This window comes from Candidatus Sulfotelmatobacter sp. (genome assembly GCA_036500765.1).
In the GTDB taxonomy this organism is placed as follows: Bacteria; Acidobacteriota; Terriglobia; order Terriglobales; family Acidobacteriaceae; genus Sulfotelmatobacter.
Genome location: DASYBM010000004.1, coordinates 1840405 through 1858872 on the forward strand (window position 1 = coordinate 1840405; position 18468 = coordinate 1858872).

At 56.0% G+C, this 18468-nt stretch carries 14 protein-coding genes and 1 tRNA gene; 8 read left to right on the plus strand and 7 right to left on the minus strand.

Annotated elements, in window-relative coordinates:
• Positions 1 to 86: 86 nt before the first annotated feature.
• From VGM18_10685 to VGM18_10695, 3 genes are read left to right on the plus strand one after another with little or no spacing between them, the layout of a single operon-like run.
• Positions 87 to 1697, plus strand: a complete 1611-nt coding sequence (locus tag VGM18_10685) for a right-handed parallel beta-helix repeat-containing protein (GenBank protein ID HEY3973462.1) — start codon at positions 87 to 89, stop codon at positions 1695 to 1697.
• Positions 1698 to 1709: 12 nt separating this feature from the next.
• Complete coding sequence (locus tag VGM18_10690; GenBank protein HEY3973463.1) at positions 1710 to 2756, plus strand: LacI family DNA-binding transcriptional regulator; 1047 nt, start codon at positions 1710 to 1712, stop codon at positions 2754 to 2756.
• Positions 2749 to 4725, plus strand: a complete 1977-nt coding sequence (locus VGM18_10695; protein ID HEY3973464.1) for a sialate O-acetylesterase — start codon at positions 2749 to 2751, stop codon at positions 4723 to 4725. The genes VGM18_10690 and VGM18_10695 overlap by 8 nt, the downstream gene beginning before the upstream one ends.
• A gap of 428 nt (positions 4726 to 5153) precedes the next feature.
• Here the strand turns inward: VGM18_10695 and VGM18_10700 are convergent, their stop codons facing one another.
• The 3 genes from VGM18_10700 to VGM18_10710 form a co-directional block, all read right to left on the minus strand.
• Positions 5154 to 5555, minus strand: coding sequence for a hypothetical protein (locus tag VGM18_10700; protein ID HEY3973465.1), 402 nt, complete (start codon positions 5553 to 5555; stop codon positions 5154 to 5156).
• 772 nt (positions 5556 to 6327) lie between these two features.
• Positions 6328 to 9996, minus strand: a complete 3669-nt coding sequence (locus VGM18_10705) for an RHS repeat-associated core domain-containing protein (protein ID HEY3973466.1) — start codon at positions 9994 to 9996, stop codon at positions 6328 to 6330.
• Positions 9997 to 10130: 134 nt separating this feature from the next.
• On the minus strand, positions 10131 to 10841 hold the full coding sequence (locus tag VGM18_10710; protein ID HEY3973467.1) for a hypothetical protein: 711 nt from the start codon (positions 10839 to 10841) through the stop codon (positions 10131 to 10133).
• Between the two features lie 160 nt (positions 10842 to 11001).
• On the opposite strand from VGM18_10710, the gene VGM18_10715 reads away from it, so the two are divergent.
• The 3 genes from VGM18_10715 (at position 11002) to VGM18_10725 (ending at position 13299) form a co-directional block, all read left to right on the plus strand.
• Complete coding sequence (locus VGM18_10715) at positions 11002 to 11298, plus strand: hypothetical protein (protein ID HEY3973468.1); 297 nt, start codon at positions 11002 to 11004, stop codon at positions 11296 to 11298.
• A gap of 58 nt (positions 11299 to 11356) precedes the next feature.
• The gene (locus VGM18_10720; GenBank protein HEY3973469.1) at positions 11357 to 11710 is read left to right on the plus strand and encodes a hypothetical protein; all 354 of its coding nucleotides are present in this window, start codon (positions 11357 to 11359) and stop codon (positions 11708 to 11710) included.
• Between the two features lie 476 nt (positions 11711 to 12186).
• Positions 12187 to 13299 (plus strand): site-specific integrase, encoded by a 1113-nt coding sequence (locus VGM18_10725; protein ID HEY3973470.1) that lies wholly within the window; start codon positions 12187 to 12189, stop codon positions 13297 to 13299.
• A gap of 44 nt (positions 13300 to 13343) precedes the next feature.
• Here VGM18_10725 and VGM18_10730 read toward each other — a convergent pair.
• A tRNA-Lys gene (locus tag VGM18_10730) sits at positions 13344 to 13419 on the minus strand.
• A gap of 389 nt (positions 13420 to 13808) precedes the next feature.
• On the opposite strand from VGM18_10730, the gene VGM18_10735 reads away from it, so the two are divergent.
• Entirely contained in the window at positions 13809 to 14306 is a 498-nt protein-coding gene (locus VGM18_10735) for a hypothetical protein (GenBank protein HEY3973471.1), read from the plus strand.
• 246 nt (positions 14307 to 14552) lie between these two features.
• On the opposite strand, the gene VGM18_10740 is transcribed toward VGM18_10735, so the two are convergent.
• The 3 genes from VGM18_10740 to VGM18_10750 form a co-directional block, all read right to left on the minus strand.
• Positions 14553 to 14897: a hypothetical protein gene (locus VGM18_10740; protein HEY3973472.1), complete on the minus strand. Its 345-nt coding sequence runs from the start codon at positions 14895 to 14897 to the stop codon at positions 14553 to 14555.
• 200 nt (positions 14898 to 15097) lie between these two features.
• Positions 15098 to 15418: a PilZ domain-containing protein gene (locus VGM18_10745; GenBank protein ID HEY3973473.1), complete on the minus strand. Its 321-nt coding sequence runs from the start codon at positions 15416 to 15418 to the stop codon at positions 15098 to 15100.
• A 206-nt stretch (positions 15419 to 15624) separates the two neighbouring features.
• On the minus strand, positions 15625 to 17097 hold the full coding sequence (locus VGM18_10750) for a tetratricopeptide repeat protein (protein ID HEY3973474.1): 1473 nt from the start codon (positions 17095 to 17097) through the stop codon (positions 15625 to 15627).
• A 272-nt stretch (positions 17098 to 17369) separates the two neighbouring features.
• Here VGM18_10750 and VGM18_10755 point away from each other — a divergent pair, with 272 nt between their 5' ends.
• Positions 17370 to 18404, plus strand: coding sequence for a YncE family protein (locus tag VGM18_10755; GenBank protein HEY3973475.1), 1035 nt, complete (start codon positions 17370 to 17372; stop codon positions 18402 to 18404).
• The last annotated feature ends 64 nt before the right edge of the window (positions 18405 to 18468 follow it).

Genomic DNA, 18468 nt, shown 5'->3' on the forward strand with positions numbered 1-18468 from the left:
TTGAGCGGCCAGCCGTACAGACTGCGGATACCCAAATGCCTGCAAAGCATCGTTCAGCGAAAGAACTACAGCTCCGACGCTTTGTTATGGCCTCGGTTCTCTTGCTTTTTCTCACTCTGGGCGGAATTGGGGCCCAGGCCCTGCCCGGTTCATCGCGAACCCCCAAAGACAGAGTCGTTAGTTATTACGTCGACTCGCGCTACGGCAGCGACGCAAATTCCGGCATTCGGCCGGAGAAGGCCTGGAGGACTCTGACTAGAGTCAACGCCACCAACTTTAATCCTGGCGATCGCATCCTGTTCAAGTCCGGTTCGACCTGGACCGGGCAGCTTTGGCCTAAGGGTTCCGGCACGGCGCAGCATCCTGTTGTCATCGACAAGTATGGCGGCGATGCGCTGCCTGTCATTAACGGCGACGGGCTTGCCGAGGACGCGGTTCTGCTCAAGAACCAGGAGTACTGGGAAATTCAGAACCTGGAGATTACGAACCGGGGGCTTACGAACCATGCGCTTACGAACCAGGAAGACAATTCAACAATTCGCCGCGGCGTCCATGTGGTTGCGGAGAATGTCGGCGATTTGCATCACATTTATCTGAGGAATCTCACGATTCATGATGTGAACGGCACGGAGAAAGAAAAGGTCAACGGCGGAATTGACTACAGCGCGATCGGCGACTCCAGGCCGAGCCGCTTCGTCGATCTGCGCATCGAGGGCAATCGCATTTCGCGTGTCGATCGCAGCGGAATCATGGGATGGTCGACTCACTGGATGCGCTCGAAATGGTATCCCAGCCTGGGCGTGGTGATTCGCAACAACGTTCTGGACGACATCGGCGGCGACGGCATCGTCAATGTCGCGACGGATGGCGCGCTTGTCGAACACAACGTCGTCTCCCATGCCAGTCAGCGTTCGCAGGATTACAACGTCGGCATCTGGCCGTGGAGCGCCGACAACACCATCATCCAGTTCAACGAAGTTTATGGAACCCACGGCCAGCACGATGCGGAGGGGTTTGACTCCGACTGGAACAGCCGCAATACGATCATCCAGTACAACTACAGCCACGACAACGACGGCGGATTCCTGCTGATTTGCAACGAAGGCAGCCAGAGTCCGAGCGTGAGCGCGGGAAATGTTGGCACCATCGTTCGCTACAACATCAGCCAGAACGATCATCATCGCGGCATCAAACTTTCCGGTCCGGTCAAAAACACGCTCATCTACAACAACACGATCTACGTCGGAAAGGAGGAGAACGTGGACGTGGTTCTCCACACGGACTGGACCGGGTGGGCCGCGGATACCTACTTCTATAACAACATCTTCTACGTCGACGGGACGGCGCGATTCTTTTCGTACGGAGTGACGGGGAATCCGGATGGGTCTTACGACACCGCGCCGGGGCCTGGCAAAAGTACAAGTAACGTTTTCGACTCGAACATTTATTTTGGAGGCACGGACGCGCCTCAGGATCCCCATGCTTTGCTCACCAATCCGATGCTGCAAGCGCCCGGGGCCGCGACGGCGGGCCTCCATAGCGTCTCTGGATACGGTTTGCGAGCCGGATCTCCCGCGATTAATTCAGGGCGTGCGATTGAGAATAACGGCGGGCGAGACTTCTTAGGCAACCCGGCGCCGTCGTGTGGTGGAACGGATCGCGGTGCGGTCGAGGCGACAGCGTGTGTTTCTAAATAGGCAGGGCATCACATGGACATACGGGAAATCGCGAAGCGCGCCAGGGTCTCGACGGCTACCGTGTCGCGGACGATTAACCGCATTCCGACGGTAAATGCAGCGCTTGCGAAGCGGGTTTGGAAGGTCGTAGACGAACTGGGATACTATCCCAACACCCAGGCCAGATCGCTGGTATCGGGGCGCAGCCGGATTTTTGGCCTCATCGTCTCTGAGATGGTCAATCCGTTCTTTCCTGAGATTGTGCAGGTGTTCGAGACCATTGCGGTTCAGCATCACTACGAAATCCTGCTGACCTCGACCGTCAACGATCCAAAACGCATGGAGACTTCGGTTCGACGCATGATCGAGCGCCGGGTGGACGGCGTTGCGGTAATGACATTCGGCATGGAAGAACTTCTTCTCGAAGACCTGAAGATACGCAATGTGCCGCTGGTGTTTGTGGACGTCGGGCCCGCGCGGCCGAGAGTGAGCAATATCCGGATCGATTACCTTCATGGCATACGGCAGGCGGTGCAACATCTGGCGGCTCTGCGCCACGAGCGAATCGCTTTCATCACCGGACCGCTCGCGCTCAAATCCGCGGCGGCCCGTAAGAATGCATTCGTGCAGTCGATGGAAGAGATCGGGCTCACCGCGAAACCCGATCTGATCATCGAGGGGGATCACACGCTCGAAGGAGGAATGAAAGCGATGGCAGCGCTGCCACGGGGCCGTACTCGGCCCACCGCAGTCATGTGCTCCAATGACATGACGGCGATCGGGGTTATGCGGCAGAGCTACGACGCCAAAATCTCGATTCCCCGCGACTTGTCGGTTGTCGGCTTTGACAACATTCGCCTGGCACAGTTCGTCTTGCCGCCACTCGCGACCGTGCAAATGTCGCAGGCGGAACTGGCACGCCTGGCATTTGAAGCGCTTCTGTCCGATGTGCAAAGCGAGGCTTCGGCACCGCATGGCACAGAATACGTTCTTCAGACCAGTTTGGTGCTGCGAGAGTCGACAGCCATGGCCCCGGGAACGGGAGCGCGAACGCGCAGCGGAGAGCACAGAAATGCGTAAATCTCATTTGCGGTTTCGTATATTTCCGTTCTTTCTGTTTTTTGGATTTTTTCTCGCCCTGGCATGGGCTGATCCTGCCCTTCCCCATGCGATCAGCGATCATGCGGTGTTTCAACAAGACCGCGAGATTCACGTATGGGGTACAGCCGATCCCGGCGAGCCAATTGCGGTCACGCTGGGGAAAAACACTCGAGCCACGCACGCCGATCCGGGTGGCCATTGGAGCGTCCTGCTGCCGGCCATGCGAGCCGGTGGCCCATTTACGTTGAGAGTCCTCGGGAAAAAAGAAGTTGTCATTAAAGACGTAATGATCGGTGAGGTGTGGGTGGCTTCCGGCCAATCGAACATGACATTCGCGCTGAGTGGCTCCACGGGCGCTGCAGAAGAAATTCCCAAGGCCGACTATCCGGGCATTCGCCTGTTCACGGTTCCGAAAAGAGTTGCTCAATCTCCACAATCGGACACGCTGGCGGCCTCATGGCAGCTTTGTACGCCCGACACAGCCAAGGAGTTCTCCGCGGTGGCGTATTACTTTGCACGCGACCTTCACCGCAAACTCAATGTCCCGATCGGAATCATCGAAAGCGCGTGGCCAGGAACTGCGGCGGAAGAGTGGATCGCCCCGGAGGAGATTGAGCGGGACCCGCAGATCAAGCCGATGTTCGACGAATGGAACCGCCATGAAAACAAGGGATTCGCTGGCGCCAGGTTCGACCTGGAGTTCGACGATTTCGAATTGCTTCCCGATCCAGCCAGCCAGGGCAAGCCGACGCCGTTCGCCGATTTTGACGATGGCAGCGCGCGAAACTCGCTGGGCGGATATTTTTCCTACGATTTCCGAGATGCTCCCGCGACTTCATTCGAACTCGAAACGCCCGGCCGTAGTGGACAAGGATACGCCGCGCATGTGGCGGGCCAACTCGATGCGTCCGACGACTCTCGCCTGAGCGTGCGATATCAGACTGACGGCTCTGCGACGGATCTCAGTGGATATGCGGGAGTTCGATTCTGGGTTCGCGGAGACGGCAGGTTTCGCATTCGTTCCCTGCAACCGACGATCACCGATTGGGATGACTATTCCACACACTTGCTTCCCGCGTCGTCAGACTGGAGACCGGTCACCATCTGGTTCCGAGATCTGCGGCAGGAGGGGTGGGGCGTAACCGAGGACTTCACTCCGAATTCGTTAATTGGTTTCGTCATAGAGAGCGTGCCCGCGTCGGGCTATCCTTCGCGTCCGGCAACCGGATTATTTCAAGGCATGATTGCGCCGCTGTTGCCGTATCCCTTTCGTGGCGCGATCTGGTACCAAGGCGAGAGCAACGGATGGAAGCCCGCTCAATATCGAACGCTTCTCCCCGATCTCATCGAAAGCTGGCGCTCGGCGTCTCGCCAGCCCGATATGCAGTTTCTGATCGTGCAATTGCCCAATCATGGAGCCGTGCCCGCTCAACCGGGGGAGTCGGCCTGGGCGGAATTGCGCGAAGCACAACTACTGACCGTGAAGCAGATGCCAGGCACGGGCTTAGCGGTGACCATCGATGTGGGTGACCCCAAGGATTTGCATCCCCATCGCAAAGCCGAGGTCGGAGAGCGTTTGGCCCTCTGGGCGCTCGGGACCACGTACCACAAATCCATTGTTTATTCCGGGCCAATGTATGAATCCATGGCGGTAGAGCGCGGCACGATCAGAATCCGCTTCGCCCACACCGGGGGCGGCTTGAAAGCGAACGACGACGGCGCTCTGCGCGGATTTGCTATCGCCGGCGAGGACCGCGTGTTCCATTGGGCCGAAGCGCAAATCGACCGAGATTCGGTCGTAGTTTCCAGCCCCCAGGTCGCCGCTCCCGTTGCCGTGCGCTACGCATGGGGCGATAGCCCTGAATGCAATCTCTTCAATGCAGAAGGACTTCCGGCGTCTCCGTTCCGCACCGACCTGTGGCAGGATCCGGTCGGGAACGCCAAGTAAAAAATACGAGAGTCGAAGCAATCGAAAGTGGTGAGCGCGGAAGGAATCGAATCCACGCTTAAACGTAAAATCAACAACATGCAAGGCCACGGATGGCACTGTAGTCCATGAAGAGCATCACTAAACCTGCTAACGGATTGCGAACGGATCGCAGATCACGAGCGATTATCCTTAAAACCTCAAAAGAAGAAGCCCGAAGGCCAGTTTGCCGAAAACTCCACTTCATCGTTTGAGTTCCCAACGTCATATTAACACGCTAGTCCGAACCCGATATTAGTGCTGCCCCATGTGTAAGGGAAGTTACGGAGACTCGGGCCAGCAGCACGGTTTCGGTACGCTGCCATTGTATCCGTGCTTTCGATTCCGGGAAAAACGGTGAAACGTCCCGCCCTGGCCACGATCTTCTTCAAATCGAGGAGGCCACTTCTTCATTTGTGAGGTGGCATTATTCTGGTGCCCCCTTGAGACTTGGCCTTGTCTAGCCTTCTCCACAAAACGCTGATTATTAGGAACCCTTCAGCGATAAGCGCCATACTCCAGATGAGTTTCGGAACTCCATATCTTCCCAACGATAATGCAGAAAGCAAGACGATGATACCCACAATATGGAGTCCAAATAGGAAAGCCAAATCCCGCAGAAAATGTGCACGGCCCCAGAGAGAACGTAAGACTGTGATTACGAGCGCAAATAGGGTCACTGTGTAGACAACGCCATCTTCCCATTTCTGCGTGAGGCCCACGCTCTCGCTAACGACAATGGACGCAGCCATTAGACCGAACACGATTGCTCCCTGCCAGAACGTGAATTTCTTAGTCTTGTCAGCAGCCATCTCAGTTACTCATACAGGCCTTGTATTCGTCCTGTAGTGCCTTTAATGCGGAATAGCCCGTATACGCCAATGCCGCATACCCGGCGTATTCGAAGAAATTTTTCGCTATCGACATCGGTACTCCTGTATTTGCCCGAATGGAATACTGGAGAGCGGTGCTACCCGCAGCAATCTCCGGGTCCCACGTGTGAGGCAATCTCCGCGGTACCACCCACAACAGCAGTGGGGCTATAGTCGCTACCAAGCAGGACATGTCCATAGGGGATCACTGTCTCTGCTGCTGCCATATTCGCTTGATGCAAACAGTATTGTTTCTTATAGTTGGGAGCCACCGAGTTGCGCCGCTGGAGAATCGTTTGCAGGATCACGTTGAGAATTGAATCGAATAGTCAATGTCTTAACCTCGCCATTCTTTTCCTCAAAACGACCGCTATAAAGACGCCCTCCGCTCCGCCAATTGGGATTAGAAGAAGCTTAGGGATACCAAATCGCCAAGGAGGCAACGACTGGATGGCAACGAGGACAAGGATGACATGCATCGTGAAAATGAGGGCGAGACTTCGCCAGAACGTTGCCCGGCCCCATAATCGTCGCAAAGCGGTTGCTACCACAGCAAACACAGCGACCGTATAGACAACGCCGTCTTCCCAACGGTGTGCTAAGCCGATCAGTTCAGAAACTGCAATCGCAGAAGCAACTAGCCCCAAGAGGATAGTCCATTCGAGAATCGTGAAGTTTTGTTGCCTCGCCATTTGTATCCCCGGTTCCTGACCTACTCCATGCACGCTTTGGTTTCCTCTTGGGCAGCCTTCAAAGCATCGTAGCCACTGTATAACATCAAGAGTCCAGCTACGCCTCCGAATATCTTGGAGCTAGTGGACATCGCAATATCAGTGTTGGACCGAATGGCATACTTGATCGCGGTGCTGCCAGCCATTGCATCTAACGCTAAATGCGCTCCGACGTCCATGGAAACGTGTCTAATTGTGGGCGCGTAATTTCCGTGAGTAATACCTGGAAGAAGTGCCTCCAGGGCCGCCTGGTTTGCTTGATCCGAACAATAGTTCTTCTTATAGTCCGGGGGCCCCGCACTGATTGTCGCAGTGACTCCATTGTTGTTTGTGGCGCCTAGCGCGAGCTGGGCCTGCGATGTCAGGAAAGACAAATTCGCTGGTGGTCCGCAGATGAGATAACCACCCACTATTGCGTAACCTTGCCCTGGACACGGGCTATAGCCTGGATTGGCGTCTGGATTTGGACAAGATGCAAAGGTTACGATTACAAGAACTCCACCGCTGTAGTAACCATAGCCCGGCTCGCCGCAAAGCCCCAGCGGGTCAAAAAAGAGCAAAGGATCGTCCATCACGTACGCATATCTGTTCCACGTCTGCGGATTCATTGGGTTCACCGCTGCCATGCCCGCAGGGTCAGGAGAAATCCAACGCCCCTGCGTTGGGCTGTGTTCGCGGAATGGGAAGTCGTAAAGGGTACTCACCGTGTCGGCATTCTGGCCCGTGAATGAAGGATCGGCAGTGCCCGTGGTCGTATACTGCTCGCCGAACGGAGCATACGCTAGGTCGGAGTAGACTCCTCGCGCCGCCGTGCTAGTCAGCCGCGCACTACCGAGCCAGTCCGCATGGCGGTAATATGCAGGGCTGCCACTGGACGAATTATAAATAGCCATGCCGCCGCCCGGAAGATTGACGAACGCCTTCACCAACGTTTGACCGTTCATAATGGCCGTCTTGCCTGCTGGACCATACAGAATCTGAGTATTGGCCGATCCATTCTGCTGTTCCACCATGAGGCCATTGGCATCATAAATCAAATTCGTGGTATTGATCCTGGCAGGATTCCCGAAAACGTCCCAAGTGTAGGTGTTCAAATTGTCTTTTATCAGATTGCCGTTACCATCGTAGTATGGCGCGCTAACGCCCGGAATCGCCGTGTACTGGTTGGTTGCGGTCGAGTAGGTCGGGCTAAAGGCCCCGGAACCCGCTTTCGTGATATTGCCGAACGGATCATAGGTGAAGTTTTGTTGCCACGGGGTCGAGCAGTTGTCGGCGTAGTTCGTCGGAGGACCAGTGAGGCCCGGTTCAAGACCGACCCTGCCCAAGTCGTCATAAAGGAAATTGCAAGTCTGGCTATCGGTAGTGCTCGAAAGGCTGTCGGCGATCACCAGCTTCTGTAGCGTTCCGTCTGCATTCCAGGTGAGCGTACCTTTGTCGTTCACCCCGTTCACCGCAAAGCTATAGGTCTCTAAGCGTCCGGTATTGGGGTCGAACGTGAAGTTGTCGTTATCAGCAGTGCCGAGCGTGACCTTGGTCAGGGCTCCGATTGGTTCACTTGTCCCACTGGCGACGTAGGTGACTCCGGTGACCGGGTTCGTTCCAGAAGCGGCGTTGACTTTCGTGAAGCGGCCTTCGCCATCCAACCCGGCTCCATTGCTGGCACCGTAGTAGATCGTCGGGAATATTGCGGTCGAACTCGCGGTGAGGGCTATCAGCGCATTAACGGCTCCGTTCGCCCAATAGGAAGCCTGCGAGTGGTAGTAGCCCGCGGAGTGAGGGGTAGATTCGTAGACATCCGTGAGATGGCCATCGGCGTCGTAGCCGTACCACTCATCGGTAATAACTCCGGCGGCAGTTCCGTAACCTGTACAATTGTCCGTTTCCGCCTCCGCCAAACGCGCGAGTGTATTGGTGACAGTTACGCCCGTGGGTTTTGAACCGAGGACTCCGTTCGTGTTGTCATAGCGGAAACGCTTGCAGTAGTACGCGTCAGGGCCACTCCAACCAACATCCGTCACGCGATGTAAGGCGTCGTAATAGAAATAGGACCCATCTCCATTGTTCTTGACCGCAGCAAGAAGGTCCCCGGGCGAAGTCGTTACCCCTGAATACGTATCGTAAGAATATGTCGTTGTGGAAGATTCCGGGTTGCTTTCAGTTTTCAGACGGCTCAGCATATCGTACGTATAGGTGCGGGTTTGCTGGTTTGATGTTGACTGTGCGTTCTGCGTGACGGCAAGCAGATTCCCAAGAGCATCGTAAGTGTACTTGGTCCAATATCCGGTCTTCGAATTTGATTGGCCGCAAGTGCCACCCAGCCAGGGGCTGGTTCCCGGAGTCACTTCGCACACGGAAGCGAGCCGTCCCAATCCGTCATATTCGAACTGCTTTACCTTCGTGTGCTCATTGGTGGGAGCGGGGCCGAGAGTCTGAAGCATGTCGTTCTGAATGTATTGATACGTAATGGTTCCGCCGCCGCCGTCAGTGACCGTCAAGGGCCTGCCAAGCGCGTCATACGTGGTTGTAGTGCTGGGAGCCGTCGAGTTGGTTGCGCCAGCCGCTGCCTGAAACGGCATCGTTAATCGTGAAGCCTGACCCATGATGTTGTAGTCAGTTTCGGTCGAGTCATATTCGGCCAAACTTGGAGTCTGCCCCCGCTGGCTTAGGCTGGGTCGTCCAAATCCTTCGACCGTAGTTCGAAGATCGGACACGGAATTTTGGCTGTTGAAAGTGAGGGCACTTTCCGTCGTGGTTTGGCCGGCGTAAGTGAAGTTTGTAGTATTCAATAGTTGGTCTTGAGTCCAGTCCGGACGCCAGAAACTGGCGTCGGTAGTGTAGTCGCTCGTTACCGTCTTGCCATTTTCGTCGCCAGCCGTGAGCATCACTCCGCCGATGCAATTCCAGCTATACGAACGTGAAAGACTTAGTGGCTCTGTCACACTCGTCGGAAATGCGTTCCCGCACGTTGAAGTGGAATTGGGATAATTGTACGTATACATGGCGGCAAGGCCCGTGCTGGTCGTTCCGAGTTGACTCACCGTCTGCAGGTTTCCAGTGTCGAAGTATGTGTAAGTTTGGTAAAGCGTGGTGCTCGCGTTGGCCTGAGTAGCAAGGGTTGTCAGATTACCCCGCGCGCCCGAAATGGACGTATGTTGCGGGGTGCCCGTGGTTTGAGTAGGCGTTCCCTGATCGTACGTGTACGAGGTGGACTTCAGCTTGACCTGACTGCCGCTGCTCCAGTCGTAGACAAGCACCTGACACGGCACCGTCATCCCGTTGCTGAGAGGCGTGCAGGTTGAGCCGCTGTAGCTTCCATAAGAAGTAGCTGTTTCGCGGACAAGTAAACTTGCCGACGGTGCCGCGCCCAGTGCGACGCCGTAGTCGTATTCCTTGTCGTCAAGCCCCGTGGTATTGTACTGGACCTCTGATAAACGATTCTGGCCGCTCCCGAGTTGTGTATAAACGTCTGTTTGTTTGATTGGCAACACTGACGACGTGACGCCCGAACACGCCGCATAATTTCCGTTGTAGCAGGTAGTAATCGTGGCAAGGGGCGTTCCGGTGGCGCTTCCCTGGTATATCTGCCGCTGCGTCTCGTAAAAGAACGGAACTCCAAGGGTAGTGTCGTCGACAAAATTGATTATCGTCACGTCATTGGCCGATCCCGTATTGACCGGTACAACAGTCAGAAGGTCACGCAGGAAACAATCAAATCTCCCACTATTTCGCGTACTTCAGTGTGAGATTGGCTTGCACCGCTTTCGGTGTCAGAACGGAAAACTCATTATTGAAAATAGGCTTGCTCTTCCGTGATGCCGAAAGTCATTCGATAGTGCTTTGCGGTATCGTGGCCGACCCGGTAAGACGATGGAGTTTTTGAGCACTTATCCAGCGATGTCCGCCACTTGAGGTTCGGCACCCCTGCCATTGCATTCGCAATTTGCCTTGTTGGAAGGCGATTCGCTGCTTTCCGGCGTATTTCGGAATCGAGAGGACGCAGCGCGTCAATAACCGTTTTCTTCGGCGGTCTGATTCTGAATTTGTCGCTCCGCAGGAATTCCAGCAGTTTGGCAGGGTGATCGACGATTCTGCCCTGCCATGTGGGGCGGATATCTCGTGTTGCGGCGATGGGTCTTAACACGGTAGCAACTCCGCGCGGATTCTTGGCTGCAAGAAGCCTCTTCACGATATGAGGCCAGTGCTCTTCCAGCCACTCAATTAGGTTGTCGCGGTTTAGGAAAAGCTCTGTGTCGCTAATCTTTGCGCTCGGGCCAGGGCGCTTTTTCTCTGTGCCATAGATAGCCTCCGAGAAGTGAGCAGGCAGTACGCCCGACGCGCGATCAATCTCTTCTTGCATCTGTTCGATTCTCGCTTCCAGGCTCGCTACTCGGCTTTCCAGCGATTTCTTCGGCTTTTGCGAATGCCCCGTCAATAGGGAAGCACGCTTTTTGTTTCGTCGATTGACGCCCGCTTTAGCATTTCTGCCGTGAGTCATGCCCTGCCTTCTCTGAAATTCCGCGAGTGCAGATTCTCCGTCTGCTCCAACAGAGCTATTTTCTGAAAACCAGCCTCATAATAGCCCGCGTTTAGAGATACATCTCTAAAGACCGCAAGCACAATCCGCGAACTTCAAGAAAGAGGGACAGGTTTCTGATATGGATAACGCCAAACCACCGCAGAGCATTTTAAGACGCTTTGGGCAAAAACTTTCCGAACAAACGAAGGCCGACCCAGAGAAGGAACCGTTGGAACTCAAGCCCGCCATGCCTGAACTGGGCATCGCTCCCTGCCCCGTGTGCGGGCATCGGGTTGCCGTCTTCGTGACCCGAACCAAGCGGCCCTTTATCAATTGCGGCTTCTGTTCGGCTCGAATCTTCTACAACGGCTCCAGGTCAATGGAGCTATTGAAAAACCAGATCAAGGCTCCGAAGAAAGGCGGTTGGCTCAAATGAACACGAACGGGCTACTGCCAAAGCTCAGTGAATCTTCGACGGTAGGGAGAGAACGCTTATGAAAAGCCGGGTGGTTTCGCTTCGAGTTCCCGCCGCCGTAGACGCGGCCCTAGCACGATCTACCTCCGACGCAGGTTTGTCCGACTCAGCCGGGTTGGATTTGCTGTTGCGTAATTCCTTTGACAATTGCCAGCTACTATTCGATTTGGCCGATTGCCCGGACTTCTTGAATTCAAAGCTGGATGTGCGTATCCCGCTCCTTACGTTTGAAAGGCTTCAATCGGCAACTGAGCAATTGAAAATTCCGGCTTCTGTCTACATTCGCAAGCTCTTGTATCACTTCTATATCACCAAGAGCCTGAGATACGTGCAGTCGGACGGTCATTACACACTAGCAGGTCGTCATGTCTAAACAAGAGGTGCTGGGAATATTGGCGACGACCGGATGTTCCATGACGCCGGATAGCGTTTGTAGACAACTACGCGGATTTCATCATCGCAGTTCTGTCTACAGCTACTTGTTTCGTCTACACAAACAAGGCTTGCTTCTGCGTCAAACAGTTCATGGCCGGATCGCATATCACATTTCTCAACGCGGAATCGAGCGTTTGCGTTTTCTAAGGTCACGAATAGAGCCGAAGGCCGGAGTTCTTCCATGAACCGACAATCGGAATGGCTGACGGCCACGGAAGCCGCCGGATACCTTAAGGTCAAGGTCCGCACGCTCTTGCTTTGGGTCCGGCTCGGCAAAGTGAAAGCCTTTGCACTCTCAGGCGTCAAGAGGCGCGTCTGGCGCTTTCGCCATGCGGACTTGGACGCCGTTCTCCTGGAACCTGCCGTGCTACCATCCGAATCGCCATCCGTGCGCCCTGCCGAAAGGATGGATCAATGAAAAGGGCAGCACGGCACAAAACCGGAAGTGTAGTGTTCGATAAACGACGTAAGACATGGAATTTCTTGTGGTGGGAAGAAGGCAAACGGCGCTCGATGCTGATCGGGACCGTAAGCCAACATCGCACCAAGGCAAGCGCTTGGCGTGCAGCCAAGGCACTCCAGGACGCTTTGGAAGACCAATCAAAACGTGTAAGCAATGTGCTAACCGTCAACACGCTCGTTCAACAATACCGATTAGAGAAGATGCCTAAGCGAGTCGATACTCGACGTTCCTACGAAGTTTGGCTGAGGAATCACATAATGCCACGATGGGGTGATTGCTCGCTATCCCAAGTACAGGCACGCCCGGTAGAACTATGGTTGGAATCTTTGCTACTTGCTCCCAAGAGCAAGGCGCACATCCGTGGCGTACTCAGCATTCTATGGGACTTCGCTGTTTGGCGCGGGGAAATCCCGATGCAGCGAAATCCAATGGAACTGGTGACCGTTAAGGGTGCGACCAAGCGCAAACGGCAACCGCGAAGTCTGACTGTGGAAGAATTCCAGAAGTTCACACACCATCTGGAAGAACCGTTCCGCACGATGGCTTTGCTCTGCTGTTGCCTTGGCCTGCGAATCAGCGAGTGCCTCGGATTAAAATGGTCCGACGTGGACTGGATCAATGAAAGGCTGACGGTCGAACGAGGCGTGGTGTGCCAGCAAGTTGACGATGTGAAAACCGCAGAGTCACGTAAGATACTGGTGATTAGCCGCGAACTGCTGTATACCGTTAAGACCCTGAAGCAATTAACCCAGTTCTCAGCTAGTGAGGATTGGATGTTTGCCTCACCGGTGCAGCTTGGCAGATTGCCTTGGTCTTACGATCAAGTCTGGCGTACGTACCAGAAAGCAGCTGGCAAAGCGGGGATCGGCGGACTTGGCACTCATGCGTTGCGTCATACGTACAGGTCGTGGTTGGATTCGGTTGGTACACCTGTCGGCGTGCAGCAGAAGCTTATGCGGCATGCGGACATCCGTACAACGATGAACGTATACGGCGACGCTGCAAGCGCAGAAATGGCGGAAGCGCATGGAAAGATCGTGCGTTTAGCCCTACCGCAGTCTTAACGGATTGCAGAGCGGATCGCAATTTCTGTAACCGCTTGAAAAGATGGTGAGCGCGGAAGGAATCGAACCTTCAACCTACTGATTAAGAGTCAGTTGCTCTGCCAATTGAGCTACGCGCCCACGGGTGGGATTTGGCTGGTAGGACGAACGAAAATTATAGCATCATGGCTGGGCGTTGCGCAGACGTTGCGCGAGGGCTCGGGCCGGCGGAGTCACAATTCGTAATCCTTATCACAGCCGGGTCAAAGACCCTACCCAGGGCACGAAACTCACCTAACGCAATCCAGGTCTTGAAACTCAGGGCACGAAGGTCGACGACGGACATTCCTGGCGAGCTGGAATCCGGGCATGTCCTGGCGATAGGACTCGGCTGGAGTATCGCGAAGGCGGGTGCGCTACACTAGCTTGGGCATTCAGCCTGGACGTTCGGCATCGACGTTCGCTGCCTTCGCTGCAAAGTATCGGTCCGACTCTCCCGCCTGTGGCGGCATGTTCTCGGAGGTTTCATCATGTCTAGGAAAGTTTTTCGTTCGACATTCGTTGTTCTTCTTTTTCTTTGTGCTGGGATGGTGCTGGGCCAAAGCACTGCGCCCGCCAACAATCCGGCCTCGCAGACGCAGCCGGCGCGCCGCGGCGGCGGGGGAAATTGCTTTCAGCAGGCGGGCATTGAGAAGTCGGTGATGGAGCAAATTCATACCATCAGCCACGATGCGCGTTCGCAGATCGAAGCGGTGTGCTCGAATTCTTCGCTCACGGCCGAGCAGAAACATCAGCAGGCGCATGAGATTCGCGAACAGGCGATGCAGAAGCGAGAGAAGTTGCTGACTCCGGATCAACAGAAGTCGCTGGCGGCGTGTCAGCAGGAACGTGGCGGGAACCATCCTAATGGCGGCGGCATGCACGAAGGCATGGGTAACGGATGCGGCGAGATGCCGGGCGGGCGGCCTTCGAACCGGCCGTCGGGAAATGGCAGCACTCCTCCGGCGAATCCGCCGTCGAGCAATTAGTACGCACTGGGGAAAAAGCAGGTTCCTCGACTACGCATGATTTCCCGCTTCGCGGGAAGTCATGCTGCGCTCGGAACGACAATCCTCTTGCGCATAGATTTCCCATGACAAAATTGTGCTCAGCTTGGGGCGCAATCGTTGCTGTACTTGCGCACGAGCTTTCGCGGTGCCGTGAGCGAACGGCGACGCAGGAATCCTCATTCACGCAGCTCTAGCGCGCATCGGCGCCAAGGGGTGCGAGAGGCGTTAGGAACGTTGGCGAACTTCTGCTGCCAGTCCAGAAGCCTCGCCGGCCATGGGGCGTCGCGGAGGGAACTGGGTCTCGGCGAGCGGCGGACGACGTTCGACCGTACCGATCACCGGGGCTTCGTACATGCCATTCGCGTACGCCATGGAAGCGAAGCGTTGCTCGCCGCACATGCGGTCGATCATGCGTTGTTGGCGCCGATTCAAAACGGCGTGAGGAAGAATGGGGAAATTGCGAAACATCCACAGCAGATAAACGCGCTGTAGGAATGAAGGCATTACATAACGCGGACCGATCGGTGTCTGCACCTGCACCACACCGGCCGCTAGTTTTTCGATCAACATAACGTGGGCCCACCTGGAAACTCAAATTGGCCAGAGCAATTCTAGGGCCGCCATTATTGCACCGCGCGGAATGCAATGGGAAGCCTTTTCGTGAGATTTAGGAATATATTAGACGATTCGCGGGCCGGGCTTCCACCCGGCAGTGCATATTCGGGAATTTTTTCCCACGCATAGGTTCGGAAACGGGCGCTCCGCCAGAGCTAAACGGTGGCTTCGGGAAGGATTTCCATGCGGGTAATCTGAGCAGCTAAGCCAAATTCCGCCCCCTCTTCTTCCACGCGCACAATCTTCGCCTGGCAGCACACCCAGCACTTTTCGCCGGAGGTAAGTTCGGGGGGTAGAATCAGCACGAGTTCGACGTCAGTTCCCTTCTCCATGCGGGACTTCGAATAGAGAAAAACGCCGTTGGCGCTGACGTCGCGGGTCTGCGCGGTCTGGTCGGCGCCGTGAGAATTGCGCACGCGCGCAGCAACCCGGGTGGGAATTCTTCGGCCGGCGCGGCGCTCGCTGTCAGCTTTCATGGGGCGAAGTGACCACCTACTGTACACCAATGTCTCGGGATTGAGCGAGGAGTTCCGGGGAATTGGTGGAGGGCATGACGAATCTGGAACCAAATTGGGACTGGGCCGGCCCGAATTTCTCCCGCGGGAAAAGCAGGTTTCTCGACTTCGCAAAAGGGCGCGTGGGACGCGCCCTTTTGTTACGCTCGAAATGACACTACCAAAACTTAGATGTTCGGCCGCCTGCTGCGGGCGGCAGGGACTACCAAGGCCTGCTCCATCGTTGGTACGTTGGTGCCGCGGAGTTTGGCTTCGGCTTCGTGCAGCTTTTCCGGCTGATCGGTCTGGTAATAGGCCTGCACCAGCAATTGCATGGTGAAGGGATTGTCCTGGTCTTCTTCGAGATGGGCAATGGCCTCGTTATATTTCTTGGGATCGTTCCGGTTCATGAGCAGGGCTCCAGCGGCGCCATGATAGGAACTTTGAATCACGCGGTTGCGGTTGCCGTTGGCCATAGCCTCGAGGCGGCGCAAGGTCTGATCGGCCAACTGCTGGTTGCCGGAGGAGGCGGCGAAGACGGCGCGCGCGCGCAAGATGCGCGACAGCTCGTCGTCGCGGTCGGAGGCGGAAATCGTCGGGCGATGGCTGAGCGATTCTTCGGCCAGCTTCAGATGCTTCAGAGCGACGCTGGCGTCGGTCTGGTACTCCGCCATGTGGCGGAGCGCCTGGGCTTCCTGCAACTCCTGTTCTTTGGCGTGGCCGGTCGTGGCGATATCCTGAAATTCTTTGTCGGCGGCGGCGTAGTTGCCGTCGCGGACAAAGGTCATGGCCTGCTGCATGCGATAGGTCAAGCGGTCGGCTTCGGTCTTGGCAAAGCGGATAGCCTTGTCGTATTCCACGCGAGCCTGCTGCTGATTGCCCATGAGGGCGTAGGTGTCGCCGAGGCCGAGTTGCGAAGTCACGAAATCAGGGTCGAGCGCAAGCGCGGCGCGATAGTGCTGGAGCGAGCCTTCAAAGTCGCCGGCCATGCGCTTGAGTTCTCCGTAAGAATCCTGTGGGTTGGGCTCTTTGGGAAGCAGGGCGACGTAGCGGTCCATGTGGGCGAAGGCTTTGTCGAACTGGCGATTGCGAGCCTCGACATAGGCCAGATCGTTCAGCGCGGGAGGAAAATTTTTGTCGATGGCGAGGGCCTTTTCCATCATGTGCTGGGCCTGGTCGTTGCCGTTTTCTCCCATCAGCCAATTGCCGGCTAGATAGAGCAGATGCTTATCGCGGGGATACATCTCAAGCAGATCGTTCATGGCGGTGATGCCGCCGAGGAAGTCGCCGTCCTGCACTTTGGCGATCCAGGCAATCAGCAAGTGCTCGCCGGGCGTGAGCTTGGGTGCGATTTCGCGGGCCTTGGCCCGAGCTGTGCTGACTTCGTCAATATTGCTGCTATTCATGGCCAGGAGGGCCCAGGCGACGGCAAGATTAGGATCTTCTTTGACGGCGGCGCGCCAATCGTCGTTGCAGCGCTCCAGATAAAGATTCTCGTAGTCGGTGATTCCCTTTTCGTAAAGGCTGCGCGCCTGAGCCGATGAGGTACTGATTGGCAGCGTGACGGATTCACCAGCTTTCAGGTGATGCGCATACAGAGGCGCAGCGAGATACACGGTGAGGACGAAGACAGCGTACATCTTCATGAAAGCGCGGCGCATCACGGATCTCCAAACAGAGATTAGTGGGGAGGGAACGACGAAGAAGAGGGTAACATCGGCGTAACGGGTCGGCGAGGTGACGAAAGACGCTGCACGGGCGCGCACGCTGGGCACGTCACCACGGTAAACTTCGGCCGCAACTCCATTCTGAAGTTTCGCTGAAAAACTGAAAATAAATTTGCCTAAACTCGCAGTCAAAAAAATGATCCTCAGGCAGTGCGGAGCAGGTCACCGGTGGTATTCTGACGCCGCAATTCCCTGGGAGGAAAATTATGAACGTTCGGAAAGCCTTCACACTTCCGTTAATCCTGGCTGGGTTGACTGTGATCTCATTCACGTTTATCGGACACGCAGCCGCGCAGACCTGGGCCGTCGAAAAAACCTTTCACATTGGCGGTGAGGGCGGAATGGACTACATCACCGTGGACGACAAGAATCACCTGCTGTACGTCCCACGAAGCACGCATACGATGGTCATCGACACTGAGTCGGGCAAGACGGTCGCAGACATTCCCGGCCAGAAGCACAACCACGGAGTGGCGCTGGTTCCGAGCGCCGGACGGGGATTCATCAGCGACGGCGAGGGCGCGGTCGTGGTCTTTGATCTCAAGACGAACGCCGCGTTGGGCACCCTCAAGGCCCACCCGGACGCCGACGGAATTATCTACGACGAAGCCAGCGGGCTGGTACTGGTCGTTTCCGGCGACGACGGAATATTAATGACCGTCAAGCCAGATGTGGATCCCAAGACCGGAAGCATTGACGCACCCATTGAACTGGGCGGCAAGCCTGAGTTTCTGGCTTCTGACGGAGCCGGGAAAATCTACATCAACCTCGTGGACAAGAACGAAGTTGCGGTGGTCGATATCAAGGCCAGGAAGGTGCTGGCGCACTGGTCCGTCGCTCCTGGCGGTTCGCCGACGGGGATGGCGATGGACACGAAGAAGCGTCGGCTTTTCATCGGATGTCGAAATCCGCAGAAAATGATCGTGATGAGCGCGGATGACGGCAAGGTGCTCGCCGATCTGCCGATTGGCGCCGGCGTGGATGCGACCAAGTTCGACGGCACTCAAGCGTTCGCCAGTACCCGTGACGGCAATCTTACTGTGGTAGGCGAGAAGGCTGGCAAATTCGAAATCGTGCAGACCGTGAAGACTGCCTTCGGCGCCAAGACGATGGACGTTGACACGGCGACGCACAAGGCATATCTCCCAACTTTCGAATTTGAGGAGCAGAAGCCCGGAGACACGGGGCGTCCGAAGGCCAAGCCGGGGACGTTCATGATCGTCGTGGTCGCGCGGCACTAACCGCTGGCGCAGGTTGCGAATTCGAAGAGCGATACTTTTCCCGCCCTACGTCGGGCTCTGTTCG